The sequence below is a fragment of the Halomarina pelagica genome, from assembly GCF_024228315.1.
Taxonomy (GTDB): Archaea; Halobacteriota; Halobacteria; order Halobacteriales; family Haloarculaceae; genus Halomarina; species Halomarina pelagica.
In genome coordinates this window covers 618,705-635,628 of the sequence record NZ_CP100454.1, presented here as the reverse complement: position 1 = coordinate 635,628, position 16,924 = coordinate 618,705, and the positions used below count along the sequence as shown (strand labels likewise).

The window sequence follows — 16,924 nt, the reverse complement described above, 5'->3', positions numbered from 1 at the left end:
GAAAGCGACGAGTAGGGAGCGCGCGGAGCGTGCTCGCGTACTCATCTGTCTGCCACCTCCTCGATGGCGCTCTCGGTGAAGATCGTCAGCCGACCGGCGTGCGTGCCGGGCGCGAGGTCCTCCGCGTTGACCTCCCGGGCGGTCGCCACGTCGGCTCCCGCGAGGTTCCGGGCGGCCTTCGAGGGCTCCCCGGCGGTCACGAAGAGGATCGACTTCGGGCGCCTGTACTTGCGCCCGCGGGTCGTCCCGCGACCGGCGCGGACCGTCTTGCCCGCGTCGGCGCGTTCGACGTCGGCCGCGACGCCGAGCGCGTCGAGCGCCTCGACGACCTCCCTCGTCTTCACGAGGTCCTCGAAGTCGTCGGAGACCACGAGCGGGAGTTCGACGTCCTCGTCGAAGCGGTGACCGCGCTCGCGGACCAGCTCCGCGTCCGCCGTGGCCGCGATGGCCGAGCGGACGGCGAGCTGACGCTCCTTCCGGTTGATCTTCTCGCCGCGATCCTTCTCGGTCTTCGGCGGGTGCGCGCGTCGTCCGCCCACCGTCTGGGGGACGCGGCGACCGACGCCGTTCTGTCGGGGCACGTGCGCCATGCCGCGACCGGAGCCGAACGACTCAGCCGGGGTTCGCATCCCGGCGTACTCGTCGGCACCGTAGTCCTGTTTGCGGTTGGCCTGGGCGGCGCGAACGGCCCGCCGGATGAGATCCGGGCGGTAGGGGGTCTCGAAGACCTCAGGGAGGTCGAGTTCCCCCGCGTCCCCGCCGTCCAGGTCGCGTACTGTCGCCTTCATCCTTGGTTAGACTCCGTAGAGACGTACCGCACCTCGGGATCGAGGCGGGGCGTTTCGCTCGGTCGGACGGCGGGCCGGAAGCGCAGCAGGCGCTTCTTCGGCCCCGGGAGCGACCCCTTGACGAGCATGTAGTCGCCGCCGACCTCGCCGTAGTTGACGAAGCCGCCGTCCGGGGTCACCTCCTCGTCGCCGAGGGCGATGACGCGCTTGTTCAGCTCGGTGCGCTGGTGGTAGCCGGTCTGCCCCTGCTGGGGGACCGTCGAGCGCACGCGCGAGGGGTTCCACGGGCCGAGGTTGCCGATGCGGCGGCGCCACCCCTGGCGGGCGTGCTTGCCCTTGCGCTTCTGGACGCCCCAGCGCTTTACGGGACCCTGCGTCCCCTTGCCCTGGGTGATGCCGGCGACGTCGACGAACTCGCCCGCCCGGAACACGTCCGAGGCGGTGTGTTCGCCGCCCTCGTCGACGAGGTCGAGCCCGTACTCGACGCGGTCTTCGAGGCTGCCCCCGCCGACGCGCGTCTCCATCACGTCGGGTTTCTTCTTCGGGACGCCGGGGAGGGCGCTCGGCAGCGTGTGCGTGATGAGGCGCACGTCGCCGAGGTCGCCGGACTCCAGCGCGTCCCGGATCAGCTGTTCCTGGCCGCCGCTCCCCTCGGGGAGGTCGATGGCCCGTTCGAGGTCCTCGTGGAACTCGTCGGTCCAGACCTCGGTGAGCGGACGGAGGCCGTACGCGGTGTCCTCGTAGGCTCGAAGGGCGACCGCCCGCATGGGCGGGGTCTCGACGACCGTGACAGGGACGGTCTCCTCCATCCCCTCGCGGGGCGAGTTGGGCTCGTCGTTGACGAGCACGACGTGGGACATGCCGGCCTTGTAGCCGGCGAAGCCCTGGAGCCCCGGCTGTCCGTCGTCGCCGGGCCAGGTGCTGATACGGGGCACCTCGCTCGACGCACGGACGCGGGGGCTGAAGCCCATCGAGCCTTTTCGTGGTCTGCTTGGTTGTGGCATTGTTATTCGAGGTTGAGGCAGGCGAGCGTCGCGAACATCGCTTCCTCCGTTCGGACGACGTCGCTGCCCTGGTTCGGAACCGTATTCAGCCAGAGGTCGAACCGGGTCTGGGCGTCCGGTTCGGTGTGAGACCGCGAGTCGCCGTCGGTGACGGCGTCGGTGTCGTCGCGGGGGTCGGGCCGCGGCGGCTCGACCCCGAGTATCTCCGGGAGGCCACGTTCCGGTGCCCCGAACGCCACGGTGAACCCATCACGCACGCGCGGGGCGAGTTCGCCCAGGCGCGCGACTGTGAGTTCCTCGCCGTGGCGCGACGCGGCGATGCGGACGCCGGCGTCGGGACGCGAGAGCGTCGTATCGAGCTCCGACTCCTCGACCGCCAGTCCCGGCGGTGGGACGTCGACGATGCGAGCGCGGAGTGGCCGTCGCGAAGAGACCCTGATGGTAACGCGCTCCCCCTGCTCGACCGCCGTCTCCGGCGGGACGGGCAGGGAGATCGGGTGTTGCAGGCCGCAATTGACCCGAACGCGCCCGTCAGATCCGACCTCGGTCACGATTCCCTGTCTTAACGACCCCGAATCGTCCGATCCGGAGCCGGTCTGTGTCACAGCGCGGAGCGGCGGCAGCACGCCCACGTACTCCAGTTCGTCGCGCCGTCCCCACGCTTCCTTTCGGAGGTAGGGTGGCGTGGCCGCGTAGGCCAGCACGGTGCGAACGAACCCGCCGCCCCATCGCCGCTCCCCCGAGCGGTCGGGGTAGACGACGAGGCGATCGGCGCGGAACACCGTCGCCGCGCGGGCGACGTATCCCAGCTTGCGTGTCGCTTCCCGCTTGTCGCGGGACTCTCGGGCGAGGGACGACGGCACGAGTACGGTACGTGTCATGCCGGTACGCTTCCCCGCTGTGCACGAGACTGTGACGGTCGTACCCGGTCGAGTCCTAAAAGGGTAGCGTTTCCTCCACGGCACTGAGACCGCTTCGCATGACGGTTTTCGATCGTTGAGTGTCCCGTGGACCCGATCCGCACACACTGACCGATTCGGTACGTTTTTATGGTCGCACGTCGGACGGGAATATGCACGCGAAGCGGTGCACTGCGCGCTGATAGTGTAGTGGTATCACGTGACCTTGCCATGGTCACAACCTGGGTTCAAATCCCAGTCAGCGCACTTCTGTGAACTCAACTCCCAGCGCGGCGTCTCGTCGCCGCGCGACACCTGAGTTGAGTGAATGCGGAAGCTGGTGATTTGAATCAGACCGAGGTTCTGCGCTCTGCGCAGGTTCTCGGGCGTGGTTCAAATCCCAGTCAGCGCACTTCTGTGATTTCCACCAGCGCGGAGTTTGATCTCCGCGCGATGCCTGGAAATCACTGTGAGCGAAACGGTGGGATTTGAAGTAGACGAGTCGCAGCCCGCGCAGGCGAACGGAGTGAGCCGAGCGGGACCGTCTCGGCGTAGTTCGAATCCCAGTCAGCGCACTCCTCTCGAATCGACCGGACGCGGAGTTTCATCTCCGCGTCGACCCGCGAACGCGACCCGCGGTGACGGTCGGCCCGGACGACGCGCCCGGAGAAAGTACTTGTAGACGAGGCGTAACGTTCCCGTATGCGTCCCCGTCAGGCAGCCCTCGCGCTCGCGCTCCTCCTCACCGCCGTCGCCGCCGCCGCGTTGGCGGCACCGCCGCCGAGACCCGTCTGTGAACCCTGCGGCGATCCGTTCGCGGACGCCGCCGATCGGCGGGGCGTCGACCTCGCCATCGAGCGGAGCACCGCGACGATCCGCGTCCACGGGAACGGGAGCGCGACGTGGACCGTCAGAAATCGCGTCGGCGAGGACGCCGCCCACCGCCTCCGGACGAACGACACCCTCGCTCGAATCGCCGCGGGACGCGTCGCCCCCGGGACGCTCCTCTCCGCGAACAGCTCGTCCGACGGGGTGGTGACGCTGCGCTACCGCACCCCGAATTTCGCCGAGGTGTCCGTCGGCGGCGCGATGCGGATCGAGTACTTCCGCGAGGACCTCGCGGGGGCCAACTACGCCGGACTCGGCGCGGACCGACTGACCCTCGTCGCGCCCGAGGACGCGCGGATCGGGTGGGCACCGCCGAGCGCGTCGGTCGACGGCCGGCGGATGACGCTCACGCGCTACGAACCGGGCGTCGACAGCGCGTTCGTCACGATCGTGCCCCGCGGCGCGACCCTCGGGCCGGCGCTGAGCGCCCTCGCCGTCGCCGAGGTGCTCGCGGGGGTCGTCGCCCGGAACCTGTTGCTGTACGTCGCCGGCCCGGCGATCGTCTTCGCCGTCGGCGTGACGGGTGCCGTCGTCGTGCTCGCCCGCCGCCGGGGCGCGTACCCCCGGCTGGCCCGGTACGTCGGGCCGGCGCTCGTCGCGGTCGGCCTGCTCGCCGTCGCGTACCCCCTCGTCGCCTCCGGCGTCCCGGTCCTGGGCGGACGGGCCCCGCCGCTGTTCGGCCTCGGTGTCGCGCTCGCGAGCCTCGGCGGTGCCGTCTCTCACCCCGCCGTCCGCGAGCGATCGACGTACTCGACGCTCGCGCTCGTCTCGGCGGGCGCGCTCTGCGTCGGCGTCGCAGCAGTCGCCGTCGCGACGTGGCCCGTCTGGGATGGGGACGTCGACTCCCTCCTGTTCGTGCTGTCGGCGTCGTTCGCGCTCCTCCCGGCGGGTGCCGCGCTCGGACGAGGGAGGCGGCGACTCGCGGTCGCGACGGCGCTCGCCGGCTTCCTCGGGGGAACGCTGGCCATCACCCCGCTCGCGACGCGGCCCACCGGCGTGGTCGGTCTCCTCACCCTGTTTCTCGGAACGTACGCCGTACTGCTGGTGCTCGTCGGCTGGCCGCTACTCGTCGCCGGTGCTGCGCTCGCGGGGGCGTCCGCGTCGCCATCCATCGACGTTTCGAACTCCCGCCTCGAGGGGCAGTGAGAAACGGAAATTGGTTACGTACCGGAGAAATAGTAACTCTTTGTGATTTCTTATGGGGTCGCCGGTCGAAGCCCCGACATGGTACGAGTCGGTAGGTCGTTCTCGCGGCGGCCGCTCCAGGCGCGGGAGCGCGCGCTGCTGAAGACGGCGCTCTACCGGGTGATGATGGTCGCCGTCTCGATCACCGTCGCGTGGCTGGTGGTGGGCGACGTGAGCGACGCGCTGAGCATCGGTATCGCCACGAACCTCGTGAAGACGGCGACGTACTACTGCTACGAGCGGGTCTGGGATCGCGTCTCGTGGGGCGTGTTCGCGGAGTGACCGCGACGCTCAGACCGGAAGCTCCTCGGCCACCTCGGTCGCGGCGGCGGTGATTCGCCCGCGTTCCTCGTCGCCCGCGGCCCACTGGTCGGTGACGGCGCGGCAGAGTTCGAGGAGTTCCTCGTTCTCGATGGGCGTCCGGTCCTCGTCGAGGCGGACGAGTCGTTCCTCGACCGGACTGGTGGCGTACTTCCAGTCCCGGCCCCGGAGGACGCGCTGGGGGTGGCCCGTCCGTCCGCGGGCGAACGGCGCGTCGAAGGCGCGCTCCGGGTCGAACTCGGGGTCGGTGGCGAGGCCGAGGACGAGTTCCGGGAGGTCGAACAGGGAGAACGGGGTCTCGACGCGACCCGTCGGGCCGTTCGCGACGACGAGCGGCACGTGGGCGATGGGCTCTTCGAGTTCGTAGCCGTGGCCGTAGCGCCCGCGTTCGCCGAAGGCCTCGCCGTGGTCGGCGTGGATCATCAGGAGCGGGTCGTCGCCCACGTCGCGCGCGAGGCGGTCGACGAAGGCGTCCGTGTAGCGGACGGTGTCGTCGTAGGCGGTGACGAGCGCGTCGTGGACCCACGACCCGGGCGTGATGTCGCGGCCGGAGTAGAGCCAGGCGTTGGCGGCGTAGGTGCGCGCGAGCGACTGACTGCGGTACTCCGCGGGCGGCAGGTACGGCATGTGCGGATCGACGAGGAACACCCAGAGGAAGTACGGTTCCGGCGCGTCCACCAGCCAGTCGAGGATGTCGTCGTAGAACGCCTCCCAGGACATGAACATGTCCTGTCCCTGCCACCAGTTGAGCGCCTGGACGAGCAGGAACGTCGCCTTGTTGTCGGGCGTCCCCTGACTGATGAACGACTCGGTCGCGTCCTCGTCCATGAAGTCCTCGAAGCGGTCGAAGCCGACGTCGAAGTCGAAGTAGCGCGACGTCCAGGGGTTCGCCGTGAACGCCGCCGTCGCGTACCCGCGCCGGGAGAGGCGGTCGGCGAGCGTGTCCCGCGAGAGCATGTGTTCCCGGAGGGCCTCCCTGGACGAGGGGGCCGCCGGCCGCTCGATGGGGTACTCGCCGGTCAGAAACGAGTAGGCCGACCCGTTCGTCGCCGCGGCGGGCGCGATGGCGTTCTCGAACGTCAGTCCGTCCTCGGCCAGGCGCGCGAGCGTCGGCATCAGGCTCCCGTCGCCCCCGCCGACCCCACACCGGTCGGCGCGGAGGCTGTCGACGGTCACCAGGATCACGTTACGCGGGTCGCTCATACCGGACCGACGCCGCTCGTCCGTATCGTTATGGGCGTCGTAAACCGAGACGTTCCGACGGCGGGACGGTTCACCCATCGCGCGTCCGGCCCGCGGTCGGGTCCGCCCGTGCGGATAACCGGCCTCTACACCGTGACACTCACGCAGTCGTTGGTGATAACTGACACATAACAATGCCCGCCACGTCGCAACCGTGCGGTGACCGATGAGCCACTCGCGAGATACCACCGAAGGGACGACCGTAGAGGCGGAGGAGACCGCCACCGTCACGCTGCCCGAACACCTCTATTCGCGGATCGACGCGCGGACGCGACGCACCGACTTCTCGACGACCGACGCGTACGTCACGTACGTCCTCGAGGAGGTCCTCGACCGCGTCGAGGGGGACCGCGAGGAGTCGCAGCACGCCGAGATCGACGAGGCGGAGGTACAGAGCCGCCTCCGTTCGCTCGGTTACCTCGACGAGTAGCTCCCCCGTCCGCCCCGCTCGTTCCGTTCGTCTCCCCCTCTCCGCTCGTCCTCCGCTCCTCTCCGCTCGTCCTCCGCCCCTCCCCGTTCGTCTTCCGCCCCTCTCCGCCCGCCGCTCCCCTCCGGTATCTCCCACCGGAGTTCGAGCGTCGCCGTCTCACCGCCTTCGACGCTCGCGTGCCACCGAACGACGGCGCGACTCGGCGGGTCGAGCGTGACGGCGTCGCCGCCGATCGACACCGTGATCGGGTCGTCGCGCCCCAGGCGTTCTTCCAGGCGACCGACCCGCTCGCGCAGGCGTTCGCTCGCCCCGTCGCACGCCCCGTCGTCGCGCCCCCCGTCGCGTCCTCGCGGGTCGCCGACGACGGGGTCGATACTCACGTCCCGGCTTCGATCCGCGAGGACGGCGTTCACCGCCGCGCCGAGGAGGAGGACGAATCCCGAGGCGTAGAGCCACGTCATCAACAGCAGGACGTTGACGACGAGGTTCGAGTCGCCGGGTCCGGCGTACCACCGGAAGGCCGTGCTGAGCACGGTCAACCCGACGGCCACGAACGCCGTCCCCGGGAGCACCTCGACGGCGCTCACGTCCACGTCCGGGAAGACGTAGTAGAGCGGAAAGAGCGTGAGCGCCAGTCCGACGAGTAGGAGGAGGGCTCGGAGCGCCGACAGCGCCGCCCCGCCGTCGGCCGGGAAGGCGGCCTCGACGACGCTCGCCGCGACGATCGCCGCGGTGAACGCCCCGAGGACGAGCACCCCGTCGCGGAGCTGGTCTGCGAGCGTGTTCTCGGCGCTCGACTCGTAGATGGCCGAGAACGCGGTGTCGATCCCGCGGAAGATCCGGAGCGTCCCCCACAGCAGCACGACGAACCCGAGGACGGACACGCTCGTCGACCGCGACGCGGCGCGCAGTTGTGCGACGAACTCGTCGTCCGTACCGGGGGTGAGGACCGACCGAGTCAGGGCGAGCAGGCTCTCCTGGAGCGAGGCGTCGCCGACGAGGGAGACGACCGTGAGCAGGAGCACGAGCAACGGCAGGAGCGACACGAACGCGTGGTAGGCGACGCTGCCCGCGACGAACGTGAGCCGTTCGGCGCGCACCTCCCGGACGACGGCGCTCGTCACCTCCAGGGTCCGTGCGATCGTCGGGTGCATGCGAAGACCGTTCAGTTCCACCGGGTTATACCCGCGCGTCGCACCAGTCGAGCACCGCGTCCGCGACGACGTCGGGGCGCTCCCGGTGGAGGAAGTGCCCCGCGTCGCGCACCCGGAGGACGCGACAGTCCCCGGCGAACGCCGCGGCCGCGTCGTCGAACAGCTCGATCCCGACGCAGCCGTCGTCCGCGCCCGCGACGACGAGCGCGTCGGTGTCGAGCGGCGGACCGGGATCGGCGTCGCGCCGGAGCGCGCCGCGTTCGATCACGCGGCGGACGAACTGGCGGTAGTACTCGAGCGCCGCCGTCGTCGTCCCCGGCGCGTTGAGCGTGTTCTTCACCGCCTCGATCCGGGTCTCGGGGTAGTCCCACCCCGGACTCCAGGTCGACCAGAGGAACTCCACGAGCGCGAAGTCCCCCGCACGCACGAGTCGCTCCGCGCCGCGGAGCTGGAACGCCGCCACGTACCAGCTCCTGAGCCACTGTCGGGGGTGTTCGCGGACGGACGAGACGAACCGGGGCGGCAGGGCCATCCCGACGACGGTCTCGAACGCCGCGGGGTCGACGTGCGCGGCGACGTACCCCGCGGCGGCCCCCCAGTCGTGTCCCACGAGCACCGCCGGGTCGCCGTCGAGCGCCTCCGCGAGCGCGAGCGCGTCCCGGCCCAGCGCGCCCGCGGAGTAGTCGCCGTCCGGCGCGAGTCCGGTGGGGGCGTAGCCGCGCATGTACGGCGCGACGGCGTGGTAGCCCGCCGCGGCGAACCGCTCCAGCAGCGGCGTCATCGACCCGGCGTCGTCGGGGAAGCCGTGGAGGCAGAGCGCCAGCGGACCGGACCGATCGCCGGCGCGCAGGTACTCGAAGGCGACACCGTTGGCGACGACCCGTTCTCGGTCCACGTCCATGGGACCGCGTAGATCCCCCGGCTATATACTACCGGCTGTCTCTCTCCGACGATGGCGGGCGCTTCGAGGCGTCCCTGCCCGTCCGGTGGGTCGTGGCCGATCGTATCGCCACACTGGGGGCGCACCGACGAGTCCCGGGGGACACGCGGGGTCGGTGACCGGCACGCTTTACCCGCTCACGGGAGTAACTCGAGGGGACCATGACCGTCATCGCGCTACTCAGCGTCGCGCCCGTCCGCGAGGGGAGCATGAGCGAGGAGGTGGCGAAGGCCGTCGCCGCCCTCGACGACTTCGACGTGTCCTACGAGACGAACCCGATGGGGACCGTGATCGAGGCCGACTCGATCGACGACCTGTTCGACGCGGTGCGGGCGGCCCACACCGCCGTCGAGGCCGACCGCGTGAGCACGTTCCTGAAGATCGACGACAAGCGCGCGAGCGACGAATCCGCACGCGAGAAGGTCGAGGCCGTCGAGGAGCACCTCGGGCGGCCTGCGAGGAGCGGGGAGTAGACGACGCGCCGGGTCGTTCCCGTCCGGGGGCCGGCTGGATGGGGTGATCGCCCGTCCGCGCCCGTCGCGGATCAATCCCAGGTGACCCAGGTGAGAAAGAAGAGCCCTCCGAACTCGCACAGCCGGAGCACCGTCATGGCTCCCTGCGCGATCGGTGGGACGGCAGTCACCCACACGCGGAGGGTGGGCTCGAGCATGTAGAAGTAGAACGCAAGCAGGTTCTCGAGGAGCAGGAAGCTCGTGAAGAGGACGAGTCCGAGCGTCTGCTTCGAGCGGAACTGGAGGAAGTTCCGCCCCCAGACGTACCCGAGTACGAGCGTGAGCAGAATGTTCGCGACGATCGCGATCCGCGCCACGTCGACCCACAGCGTCATCTCTCTTCGCCCCCGCGAGCGGTGTCGTCGGTGAGTGTCGGTCTCTCCATTGTCATTCGACCTTCTCGATGATCTCCTCTACGAGTTCCCAGTTGCGCCGCGCTTCGTCGGTCGGGAGGTAGATCGCCCCGTCGTCCTCGCCGCTGTCCCTGACGATCCCGTTGTCGACGAGGACGTCGAGGTGGTGTCGAACCGTCTCGTAGTGGAGGTCGAGTTCCTCCGCGAGTCGGTTGGCGTTCCGTGGCCGCTCGTCGAGCGCCCGCAGGATGCGCGCGCGGTTCGTCCCGCCGCGCGTCCCCGTGAGCACGTACCACAGAACGGCCTCCATCGCGTGGCGTTATCGAACATGTCCACGTACGTCCATCGACACCCGCGTTGCCGTTCGCTCTGAGGGCGACGCCACGACCCGACGAGAACGGTGCCCGACGGAGGTCCGCGTCGATAGACGATCCGGTAACACATCGGTTTCAGGTGGGGGAAAGAGGGCCAGTGCTGTCAATCGGGGACGATGGACCGCGCTACGATCTTCGTCGCTTCGTCGGCGAGCGTCGGCTGGTCGTCGGCCGCGACCACGGCGGTCCAGTGGCCCTCCTCGGTGTCCGTCGTACCGGTCGGGAACGCGATGGTGCCACCGTTTCGGGACGTGGTCCCCGTTCCTTCGGGGGACGTCTGCCGCGGACGGTTGTGCCTCTCCGCGACGGCCGCTATCGGCGGGCGTCCGCGTCGCGGGGGTCCGGGGGGGTCGTCCGTCATGGCCGATCTGTGCGAGTTATCGCACGGGAGTACCGTGGACCCGCGCGTATAAGCCCGTTTTCAGAAGTTCGGTCGAACTCGGACCGAAATTCCTCCGGACTCCCACCGTCGAGCGCGGCGCGTGGAACCCTCGGCTACGGGACCGCTATCAAAAGCTAAATGCGAGCGTCCCAACCCGGAGGCATGAACGGGAACCAGTTCGGGCGGCTCTTCCGGGTCACCACCTACGGGGAGAGCCACGGCCCCGCCATGGGCGTCACCGTCTCCGGCTGTCCGGCGGGCCTCGAACTCTCGGCGGAGGACGTCCAGCGCGAACTCGACCGACGCAAGCCCGGCCAGTCGATGATCACCACCTCGCGGGACGAACCCGACGCCGTCGAGATCCAGTCGGGGATCCAGGACGGCTACACCACCGGCACGCCGATCGGGATGACCATCCAAAACAAGGACGCCCGCTCGGGCAAGTACGAGCCCTTCGTCACCGCGCCGCGACCCAGCCACGGCGACTTCACCTACTCGGCGAAGTTCGGCACGCGCAACTGGGGCGGCGGCGGCCGCTCCAGCGCGCGCGAGACGGTCAACTGGGTCGCCGCCGGCGCGATCGCGGGGAAGGTGCTCGACCGCTTCGGCGTGCGGGTGAAGGCCCACGTCGACCAGATCGGCGACGTGCGCGCCCCCGAGGTCTCCTTCGAGGAGATGCTCGAACACGCGGAGGAGAACCCCGTACGCTGCGCCCACCCCGAGACGGCCGAGGAGATGCTCGAGGTCATAGAGCGCTACCAGCGGGAGGGCGACTCCATCGGCGGGTCGATCTACTTCGAGGCCCGCGGCGTCCCCCGCGGACTCGGCGCGCCGCGGTTCGACTCCGTTCCCGCCCGCCTCGGGAGGGCGATGATGGCAGTCCCGGCCGCCACGGCCTTCGAGTTCGGCCTCGGGCGCGGGGCGCGCTCGGTCTCGGGACACGAGCGCAACGAGGACTGGACACTGGATACCGACGGCGACCCCGTCCCGGTCGGCAACGACCACGGCGGCATCCAGGGCGGCATCACCACCGGCGAACCGATCTACGGCGAGGTGACGCTGCACGCGCCCACCTCCATCCCGAAGGAACAGACCACGGTCGACTGGGAGACCGGCGAAGAGAAGCAAGTGCAGGTCATCGGCCGCCACGACCCCGTGCTCCCGCCGCGCGGGGTCCCGGTCGTGGAGGCGATGCTCAACCTCACGCTCCTCGACTTCATGCTGCTCGGCGGGCGGATCAACCCCGACCGACTCGACGACCGCCCCGGCGAGTACGACACCGACTACCACCCGAGCAGCCCGCTGAACGAGGAGCGCGAGGAGTAGTCGGAAGTCGAGCGGTTCCGCGGTCGGGTCGCCCTCCCGCGCCCTTTAGTCCCTCGCGGTCCACCACCCGTCAATGGACGCGGAGCAGGACACCCTCGTCAACCCCTTCGGGATGGACGAGGCGTGCACGAACTGTCCGGAACTGTGCGAGACGCGCGAGCGGGTCGTCCACGGCTACGGCCCGGTGGACGCGGAGTTCCTGGTCGTCGGCGAGATGCCCGGGCCGGAAGCGGACGCCTCGGGCGTGCCGTTCGACGGAACGCCCGTCCTCGACGTGCTCGAACGGGTCGGGTTCGTGGAGCGATCCGGCGACGACGTGCGCGCCGAGAACGCGTTCCTCACCTTCCTCACGCGCTGTCGCCACCCCGACCGCGGCCCGACCGACGAGGAGGTGCTCGCCTGCGACGGCTACCTCACCGCCGAGATCCGGATGATCAACCCCGAGATCATCGTGCCCGTGGGCCAGCGCGTCTGCGAGGCGCTGGCGACGGAGTACACGACGCGCGATCCCGACGACTTCGACGTCGAGGCCGAGCACGCGACCACGGTTCGAGGGCGGGGGTTCGAACTCGTCCCGCTCCACCCCGACCCGGACGAAGATCAGCGGGAGGCGTTCGTCGAGCACCTGCGCGAGTTGCTCGGGCGCGACTACCGCCAGACGAAGGGGCGACGCGGGCGATAGTCGGGCGCGCCGACCGTGTCGGTTCACATGTTAACCTCGCCCATTATTGCGCTCCGTACAGGCTGTTAGGACATGCCACGAAACGCGTACGCGATCGCCCTCTGCGTCGTCGCGCTCGGCCTGCTCGGGGCGGCCGCCCTCGGGGCGTACCGGGTCTTCTCGTATCTCGCGGCGCTGTTCATCGTCGGCGTCGTCGGGGCGTCGTCGATCGAGCGCGCGGGCCGGGAGTTCGACCTCCACCCGTACGGCGGTCTCCTCGCCGGCCTGCTCGGGACGTTCGTCGTCGGCCTCACCGGCATCTGGCTGCTCTGGCGTCCCGGACTGACCGAGTACACCTACGTGCTCGGCCTCCCGCGATCGACGTTCGTCTACGTCGTCTTCATCTGGCTCCTCCCGCTGGCGGGCGCGGTGTACTACGCCGTGCTGTTCCCGCAGATCGGGAGCGACGAGGTGGTCGACGAGATCATGGTCGAAGCGCGGACGGCCCAGTCGAACGAGGCGTTCCCGCTCTCCCCCGAGCAGCCCGCGGTGGGGAGCGGCGCGCGCCGCACCGACGGGGGCGCGGGCGGGGGTGAGACGGAGTGACGCTCGCGCCCGGCGCGTCGGCGTCGCCCCTCCAGGCGATCCCGGTCGCGAACGACCCGTACGTCCTCCTCTTCGGGACGGCGTACATGCTGCTCGTGCTCGCCATCGGGGTCTGGGGGTACCTCCAGACCGAGAGCACGAGCGACTTCCTCATCACCGGGAAGTCCATCGGGACCTGGGTGCTCGCGCTCACCGCCTTCTCCGTCATCCAGTCGGGCTTCGGGTTCGTCGGGGGTCCGGAACTGGTCTACCTCGGCGGGTCGACCGCCCTGTGGATCTTCTTCACCGCACCCATCGGCTTCCTGCTGACGTGGGTCGTCCTCGCGAAGCGCATGCGCATCCTCGCCGATCTCCGCGACGTGCTGACGCTCGCCGACGGGATGTACGTCCGCTACGAGAGCGACGCCGTCCGGGGGCTGACCGGGCTGGCGGTGATCGTCGGCGTCGTCGCCTACCTCGCGACGAACCTCGCCGCGCTCCAGTACGTCATGCGCGCCATCTTCGGACTCGACGTCACCGTCGGGCTGTTCGCGGGGGCGCTCATCCTGCTGTTCTACAGCATGCTCGGCGGGATGATCGCGGGCGTCTGGACGGACTTCGTCCAGGCGATCACGATGATCGTCGGCGCGGTGCTCGTGTTCTTCTTCGCCGTCTCCTTCGGCGGCGGGATGGAGACCATCTCGCGCAACCTCGCCAGCGCCGATCCGTCGCTCGTCTCCCCGTTCGGCGCGCTCGGCGCGCCGGAGGCGTCGACCTCGGCCATCGTCTTCACCGCGCTCGGCTGGTGGATCCTCTTCTCGGTCGGGTCGGCGGGCCAGCCCCACCTCATCACGAAGTTCTACATGAGCCGCAACCTGAAGATCCTCCGATGGGGCGCGCCGATCGCGGCCGTCTCCTACGCCGTCTCGAGCCTGCTCGCGTTCTCGACGGGCCTGTCGATGCGCTCGATGGTCGAGGCGGGGAACGTCGCCGAACCCGCGAGCGCCTCGATCGTCGGCCCGCTGTTCGTGCTGGAGTACACCCCCGGCGTCGTCGCGGGGCTCATCCTCGCGGCGCTGCTCGCGGCGATCATGTCGACGAGCGACTCCTTCCTCAACATCGGCGCGGCGGCCATCTCGCGGGACCTCCCGCGCGCGTTCGGTTCGACCATCGAGAGCGACCGCGTCGAACTGCGCGTCACGCAGGCGGCGCTCGTCTTCCTCACCATCACGTCCACCCTGGTGGTGTTCTACTCGAGCGAACTCGTCGGCATCCTCGGGACGATCGGCTGGGGCTTCTTCGCCGCCGCCATCTTCCCCATCGCGGCGCTCGGGATGAACTGGAAGGGCGCGACGCGGTGGGGCGCGATCCTCGCCGCCGTCGGCGGCATGGGCGTGAACCTGCTGTTCAGCGCCGTCCCGCGGATCGCGGACCAGATCGGCCTGGGCGGACTGGCGGAGGCGGTCCGGACCTTCTACGGAGCGCTGTTCGTCGGCCTCCCGGTCGGCGTGGTGGCGCTGCTCCTCGCCACGATCCTGTTCGTCGTCGGCTCGCTGGCGACGCAGCGCGGAAGCCGCGTGCCGGCCGACATCGCCGCGCTCATGGAGCGATGACGATGACGACGAGCCCCCCCGACCCCGAACCCGGAGAACGCCGCCTCGGTCGCTTCACGCAGTGGTTCCGCCAGCGCCCCACCTCCTTCGAGTTCTGGGAGGTGCTGGTGACCGACGAACGACTCCTCCTGTGTTTCGCGGGCGAGTCGTTCCGCTCGATGCTCCTCCGGGCGGACATGGGCGAGCGCACCCGTCGGCTGCTCGACGACGCGTCGCCCGGGGAGGCGCTCGCGCTCTCCGACCGCAACGTCGCGGTCCCGCTGTCCGACCTCCGGGCGCTCCGCCTCCGATCCGGCACGCGGACCCGTCGCGCCCGCCTCACCCTGGAGTGGGTGGGCGCGGATGGGCGGGAGTCGTGGACGCTCGCGAACACCGCGGACGGCGACGAACAGACCGACCTCCTCGACCGGCTCGGCTCGTGCGAACCTCTATCACACGTCGAGTGCGAGGTAGAGACGCCCCGGTTCGCCTTCGTCTGAGGCGGGCCGCGACTCGACCACTCGACACGACCGACCGTAGATTCCACGCTCCGACAACGCACACGTATGACCTGGCACGTATCACTCGACTACGACACGTACGAAGCGGCGCGGGAGTCGTTCGCCTGGGACATCCCGGACGACTACAACCTCGCGCACGACCTGCTCAGAAAGCACGACGACGCCGACGCCCCCGCGCTCCACCAGCGCTACCCCGACGGCCGCCGCGAGACGTTCACCTTCGACGACCTCGATCGGCTGTCGAACCAGTTGGCCCACGGGCTCGCCGACCTCGGCGTCGAGCGGGGCGACCGCGTCGCGGTCGTCCTCTCCCAGCGCCCGGAGAACGTCCTCACGCACCTCGCCTGCTGGAAGATCGGGGCGGTGTCGCTCCCGCTCTCCGTCCTGTTCGGCGAGGACGCCCTGCGCTACCGACTCGGCGATAGCGGCGCGACGGCGGTCGTCGCCGACCCCGACCGGACCGACGCGGTGCTCGCCGCGGCGGCCGACTGCGGCGCGCTGGAGCACGTCGTCGAGGCCGCGGGCGGCGAGGAGAGCGAGGGCGGGGGCGGGACCGACGCCGCTGGCGGGGCGGACGCAGCGACCGCGACCGACGGAACGCTCGCGTTCGACGCCGTCCGCGCCGGTCAGCCCGACGACTTCGCCCTCGCGGAGACGGACGCCGACACGCCGGCCGTCGTGCTGTACACGAGCGGTTCGACCGGCCCGCCGAAGGGCGTCCTCCACGGCCACGGCGTCTGGGTCGGTCACTGCCCCGCGTTCGCGATGTACTTCGAGCGCGACCTCGCGGGGACGTACTGGACGCCAGCAGACTGGGCGTGGATCGGCGCGCTCGGCGACCTCGTCTTCCCGGCGTGGCACTACGGCCAGGCGGTCGTCGGCTCCCCGATGGGGAAGTTCGACCCCGAGGAGGCGTTCTCGATCCTGGAGGAGTTCGACGTGACGGGGGCGTTCGTCCCGCCGACGGCCATCCGGATGATGATGGACGTGGACGACCCGGCCGACCGCTACGACCTCTCGCTGCGCGCGGTCTGCTCAGGCGGCGAGCCGCTCACCCCCGAGATCCTCGATTGGGCCGACGCGGAACTCGGCGGGGGCGGGGGAGCGGACGGCGTGGTGGTGAACGAACTCTACGGACAGACCGAGGCGAACCTGCTCGTCTGCAACTGCCGCGGCTGGTTCGAGGCCCGCCCCGGGAGCATGGGGAAGCCCGTCCCCGGCCACGACGTGGGGATCGTCGATCCCGAGACGGGCGAGGAGGTCCCGACCGGGGAGGTCGGCGAGATCGCCGTCCGGCGGGAGGGCGATCCGGTGGTGTTCCGGGAGTACTGGAACCTGCCGGAGAAGACCGCCGCCGCCCGGGCGGGCGAGTGGCACCTGACCGGCGACCTTGGCTCCCGCGACGAGGAGGGCTACGTCTGGTTCAAGGCGCGAGACGACGACGTCATCATCACCGCCGGGTACCGCGTCGGCCCGGGGGAGGTAGAGAGCGCGCTGCTCGACCACGACGCGGTCGGACAGGTCGCCGTCGTCGGCGTCCCGAACGAGACGCGCGGCGAGGTGATCAAGGCGTTCGTCCAGCCGGCGACCGGCGCGACCCCCGGCGACGACCTCCGGGCGGAGCTGCGGGACCTCGTGCGCGACCGCCTCGCGAAGTACGAGTACCCCCGCGAGATCGAGTTCGTCGACGAACTCCCGCAGACGACGACCGGGAAGATCCAGCGGCGGAAGCTCCGCGAGCGCGAGGGCGGAACCGATGCGACCTGA

At 70.2% G+C, this 16,924-nt stretch carries 19 protein-coding genes and 1 tRNA gene; 11 read left to right on the top strand and 9 right to left on the bottom strand.

The window, feature by feature from the left end:
• Positions 1 to 41: 41 nt before the first annotated feature.
• The 3 genes from rpl4p to NKI68_RS03290 are packed head-to-tail and all read right to left on the bottom strand — an operon-like array spanning position 42 to position 2,673.
• Entirely contained in the window at positions 42 to 788 is a 747-nt protein-coding gene (rpl4p, locus tag NKI68_RS03300) for a 50S ribosomal protein L4 (protein ID WP_254545265.1), read from the bottom strand.
• Entirely contained in the window at positions 785 to 1,792 is a 1,008-nt protein-coding gene (locus tag NKI68_RS03295) for a 50S ribosomal protein L3 (protein WP_254545264.1), read from the bottom strand. Before NKI68_RS03295 ends, rpl4p begins: the two co-directional genes overlap by 4 nt.
• 2 nt (positions 1,793 to 1,794) lie before the next feature.
• Positions 1,795 to 2,673, bottom strand: a complete 879-nt coding sequence (locus NKI68_RS03290) for a putative RNA uridine N3 methyltransferase (RefSeq protein WP_254545263.1) — start codon at positions 2,671 to 2,673, stop codon at positions 1,795 to 1,797.
• 214 nt (positions 2,674 to 2,887) lie between these two features.
• Here NKI68_RS03290 and NKI68_RS03285 point away from each other — a divergent pair.
• The 3 genes from NKI68_RS03285 to NKI68_RS03275 all read left to right on the top strand — a co-directional run bounded on the left by NKI68_RS03285 (position 2,888) and on the right by NKI68_RS03275 (position 5,046).
• A tRNA-Gly gene (locus NKI68_RS03285) sits at positions 2,888 to 2,958 on the top strand.
• A gap of 435 nt (positions 2,959 to 3,393) precedes the next feature.
• Positions 3,394 to 4,725 (top strand): hypothetical protein, encoded by a 1,332-nt coding sequence (locus NKI68_RS03280; RefSeq protein ID WP_254545262.1) that lies wholly within the window; start codon positions 3,394 to 3,396, stop codon positions 4,723 to 4,725.
• A gap of 78 nt (positions 4,726 to 4,803) precedes the next feature.
• Positions 4,804 to 5,046: a DUF2061 domain-containing protein gene (locus NKI68_RS03275; protein WP_254545261.1), complete on the top strand. Its 243-nt coding sequence runs from the start codon at positions 4,804 to 4,806 to the stop codon at positions 5,044 to 5,046.
• Positions 5,047 to 5,055: 9 nt separating this feature from the next.
• Here the strand turns inward: NKI68_RS03275 and NKI68_RS03270 are convergent, their stop codons facing one another.
• Complete coding sequence (locus NKI68_RS03270; protein WP_254545260.1) at positions 5,056 to 6,288, bottom strand: sulfatase; 1,233 nt, start codon at positions 6,286 to 6,288, stop codon at positions 5,056 to 5,058.
• Between the two features lie 205 nt (positions 6,289 to 6,493).
• Between NKI68_RS03270 and NKI68_RS03265 the strand changes: the two genes are divergently transcribed.
• Complete coding sequence (locus NKI68_RS03265) at positions 6,494 to 6,757, top strand: hypothetical protein (RefSeq protein ID WP_254545259.1); 264 nt, start codon at positions 6,494 to 6,496, stop codon at positions 6,755 to 6,757.
• Here the strand turns inward: NKI68_RS03265 and NKI68_RS03260 are convergent.
• Both NKI68_RS03260 and NKI68_RS03255 read right to left on the bottom strand, forming a co-directional pair.
• Positions 6,742 to 7,911, bottom strand: a complete 1,170-nt coding sequence (locus NKI68_RS03260; protein ID WP_254545258.1) for a YhjD/YihY/BrkB family envelope integrity protein — start codon at positions 7,909 to 7,911, stop codon at positions 6,742 to 6,744. The two genes, NKI68_RS03265 and NKI68_RS03260, sit on opposite strands and share 16 nt — an antisense overlap.
• A 25-nt stretch (positions 7,912 to 7,936) precedes the next feature.
• Positions 7,937 to 8,812, bottom strand: coding sequence for an alpha/beta fold hydrolase (locus NKI68_RS03255; protein WP_254545257.1), 876 nt, complete (start codon positions 8,810 to 8,812; stop codon positions 7,937 to 7,939).
• 200 nt (positions 8,813 to 9,012) lie between these two features.
• Between NKI68_RS03255 and NKI68_RS03250 the strand changes: the two genes are divergently transcribed.
• Positions 9,013 to 9,324: an MTH1187 family thiamine-binding protein gene (locus tag NKI68_RS03250; protein ID WP_254545256.1), complete on the top strand. Its 312-nt coding sequence runs from the start codon at positions 9,013 to 9,015 to the stop codon at positions 9,322 to 9,324.
• Between the two features lie 71 nt (positions 9,325 to 9,395).
• On the opposite strand, the gene NKI68_RS03245 is transcribed toward NKI68_RS03250, so the two are convergent.
• The 3 genes from NKI68_RS03245 to NKI68_RS03235 form a co-directional block, all read right to left on the bottom strand.
• Complete coding sequence (locus NKI68_RS03245) at positions 9,396 to 9,698, bottom strand: DUF8036 family membrane protein (RefSeq protein WP_254545255.1); 303 nt, start codon at positions 9,696 to 9,698, stop codon at positions 9,396 to 9,398.
• A 52-nt stretch (positions 9,699 to 9,750) separates the two neighbouring features.
• Positions 9,751 to 10,026, bottom strand: a complete 276-nt coding sequence (locus NKI68_RS03240; RefSeq protein WP_254545254.1) for an ArsR/SmtB family transcription factor — start codon at positions 10,024 to 10,026, stop codon at positions 9,751 to 9,753.
• Positions 10,027 to 10,193: 167 nt separating this feature from the next.
• Positions 10,194 to 10,451, bottom strand: a complete 258-nt coding sequence (locus NKI68_RS03235) for a hypothetical protein (protein WP_254545253.1) — start codon at positions 10,449 to 10,451, stop codon at positions 10,194 to 10,196.
• A 183-nt stretch (positions 10,452 to 10,634) separates the two neighbouring features.
• Between NKI68_RS03235 and aroC the strand changes: the two genes are divergently transcribed.
• The 6 genes from aroC (at position 10,635) to NKI68_RS03205 (ending at position 16,924) form a co-directional block, all read left to right on the top strand.
• Entirely contained in the window at positions 10,635 to 11,798 is a 1,164-nt protein-coding gene (aroC, locus tag NKI68_RS03230) for a chorismate synthase (protein WP_254545252.1), read from the top strand.
• A 73-nt stretch (positions 11,799 to 11,871) separates the two neighbouring features.
• Positions 11,872 to 12,480 (top strand): uracil-DNA glycosylase, encoded by a 609-nt coding sequence (locus NKI68_RS03225; protein WP_254545251.1) that lies wholly within the window; start codon positions 11,872 to 11,874, stop codon positions 12,478 to 12,480.
• A 72-nt stretch (positions 12,481 to 12,552) separates the two neighbouring features.
• On the top strand, positions 12,553 to 13,065 hold the full coding sequence (locus tag NKI68_RS03220; protein ID WP_254545250.1) for a hypothetical protein: 513 nt from the start codon (positions 12,553 to 12,555) through the stop codon (positions 13,063 to 13,065).
• Positions 13,062 to 14,657: a sodium:solute symporter family transporter gene (locus tag NKI68_RS03215; protein WP_254545249.1), complete on the top strand. Its 1,596-nt coding sequence runs from the start codon at positions 13,062 to 13,064 to the stop codon at positions 14,655 to 14,657. Before NKI68_RS03220 ends, NKI68_RS03215 begins: the two co-directional genes overlap by 4 nt.
• A gap of 2 nt (positions 14,658 to 14,659) precedes the next feature.
• The gene (locus NKI68_RS03210; protein WP_254545248.1) at positions 14,660 to 15,136 is read left to right on the top strand and encodes a hypothetical protein; all 477 of its coding nucleotides are present in this window, start codon (positions 14,660 to 14,662) and stop codon (positions 15,134 to 15,136) included.
• A gap of 66 nt (positions 15,137 to 15,202) precedes the next feature.
• Positions 15,203 to 16,924, top strand: coding sequence for an acetate--CoA ligase (locus NKI68_RS03205; RefSeq protein WP_254545247.1), 1,722 nt, complete (start codon positions 15,203 to 15,205; stop codon positions 16,922 to 16,924).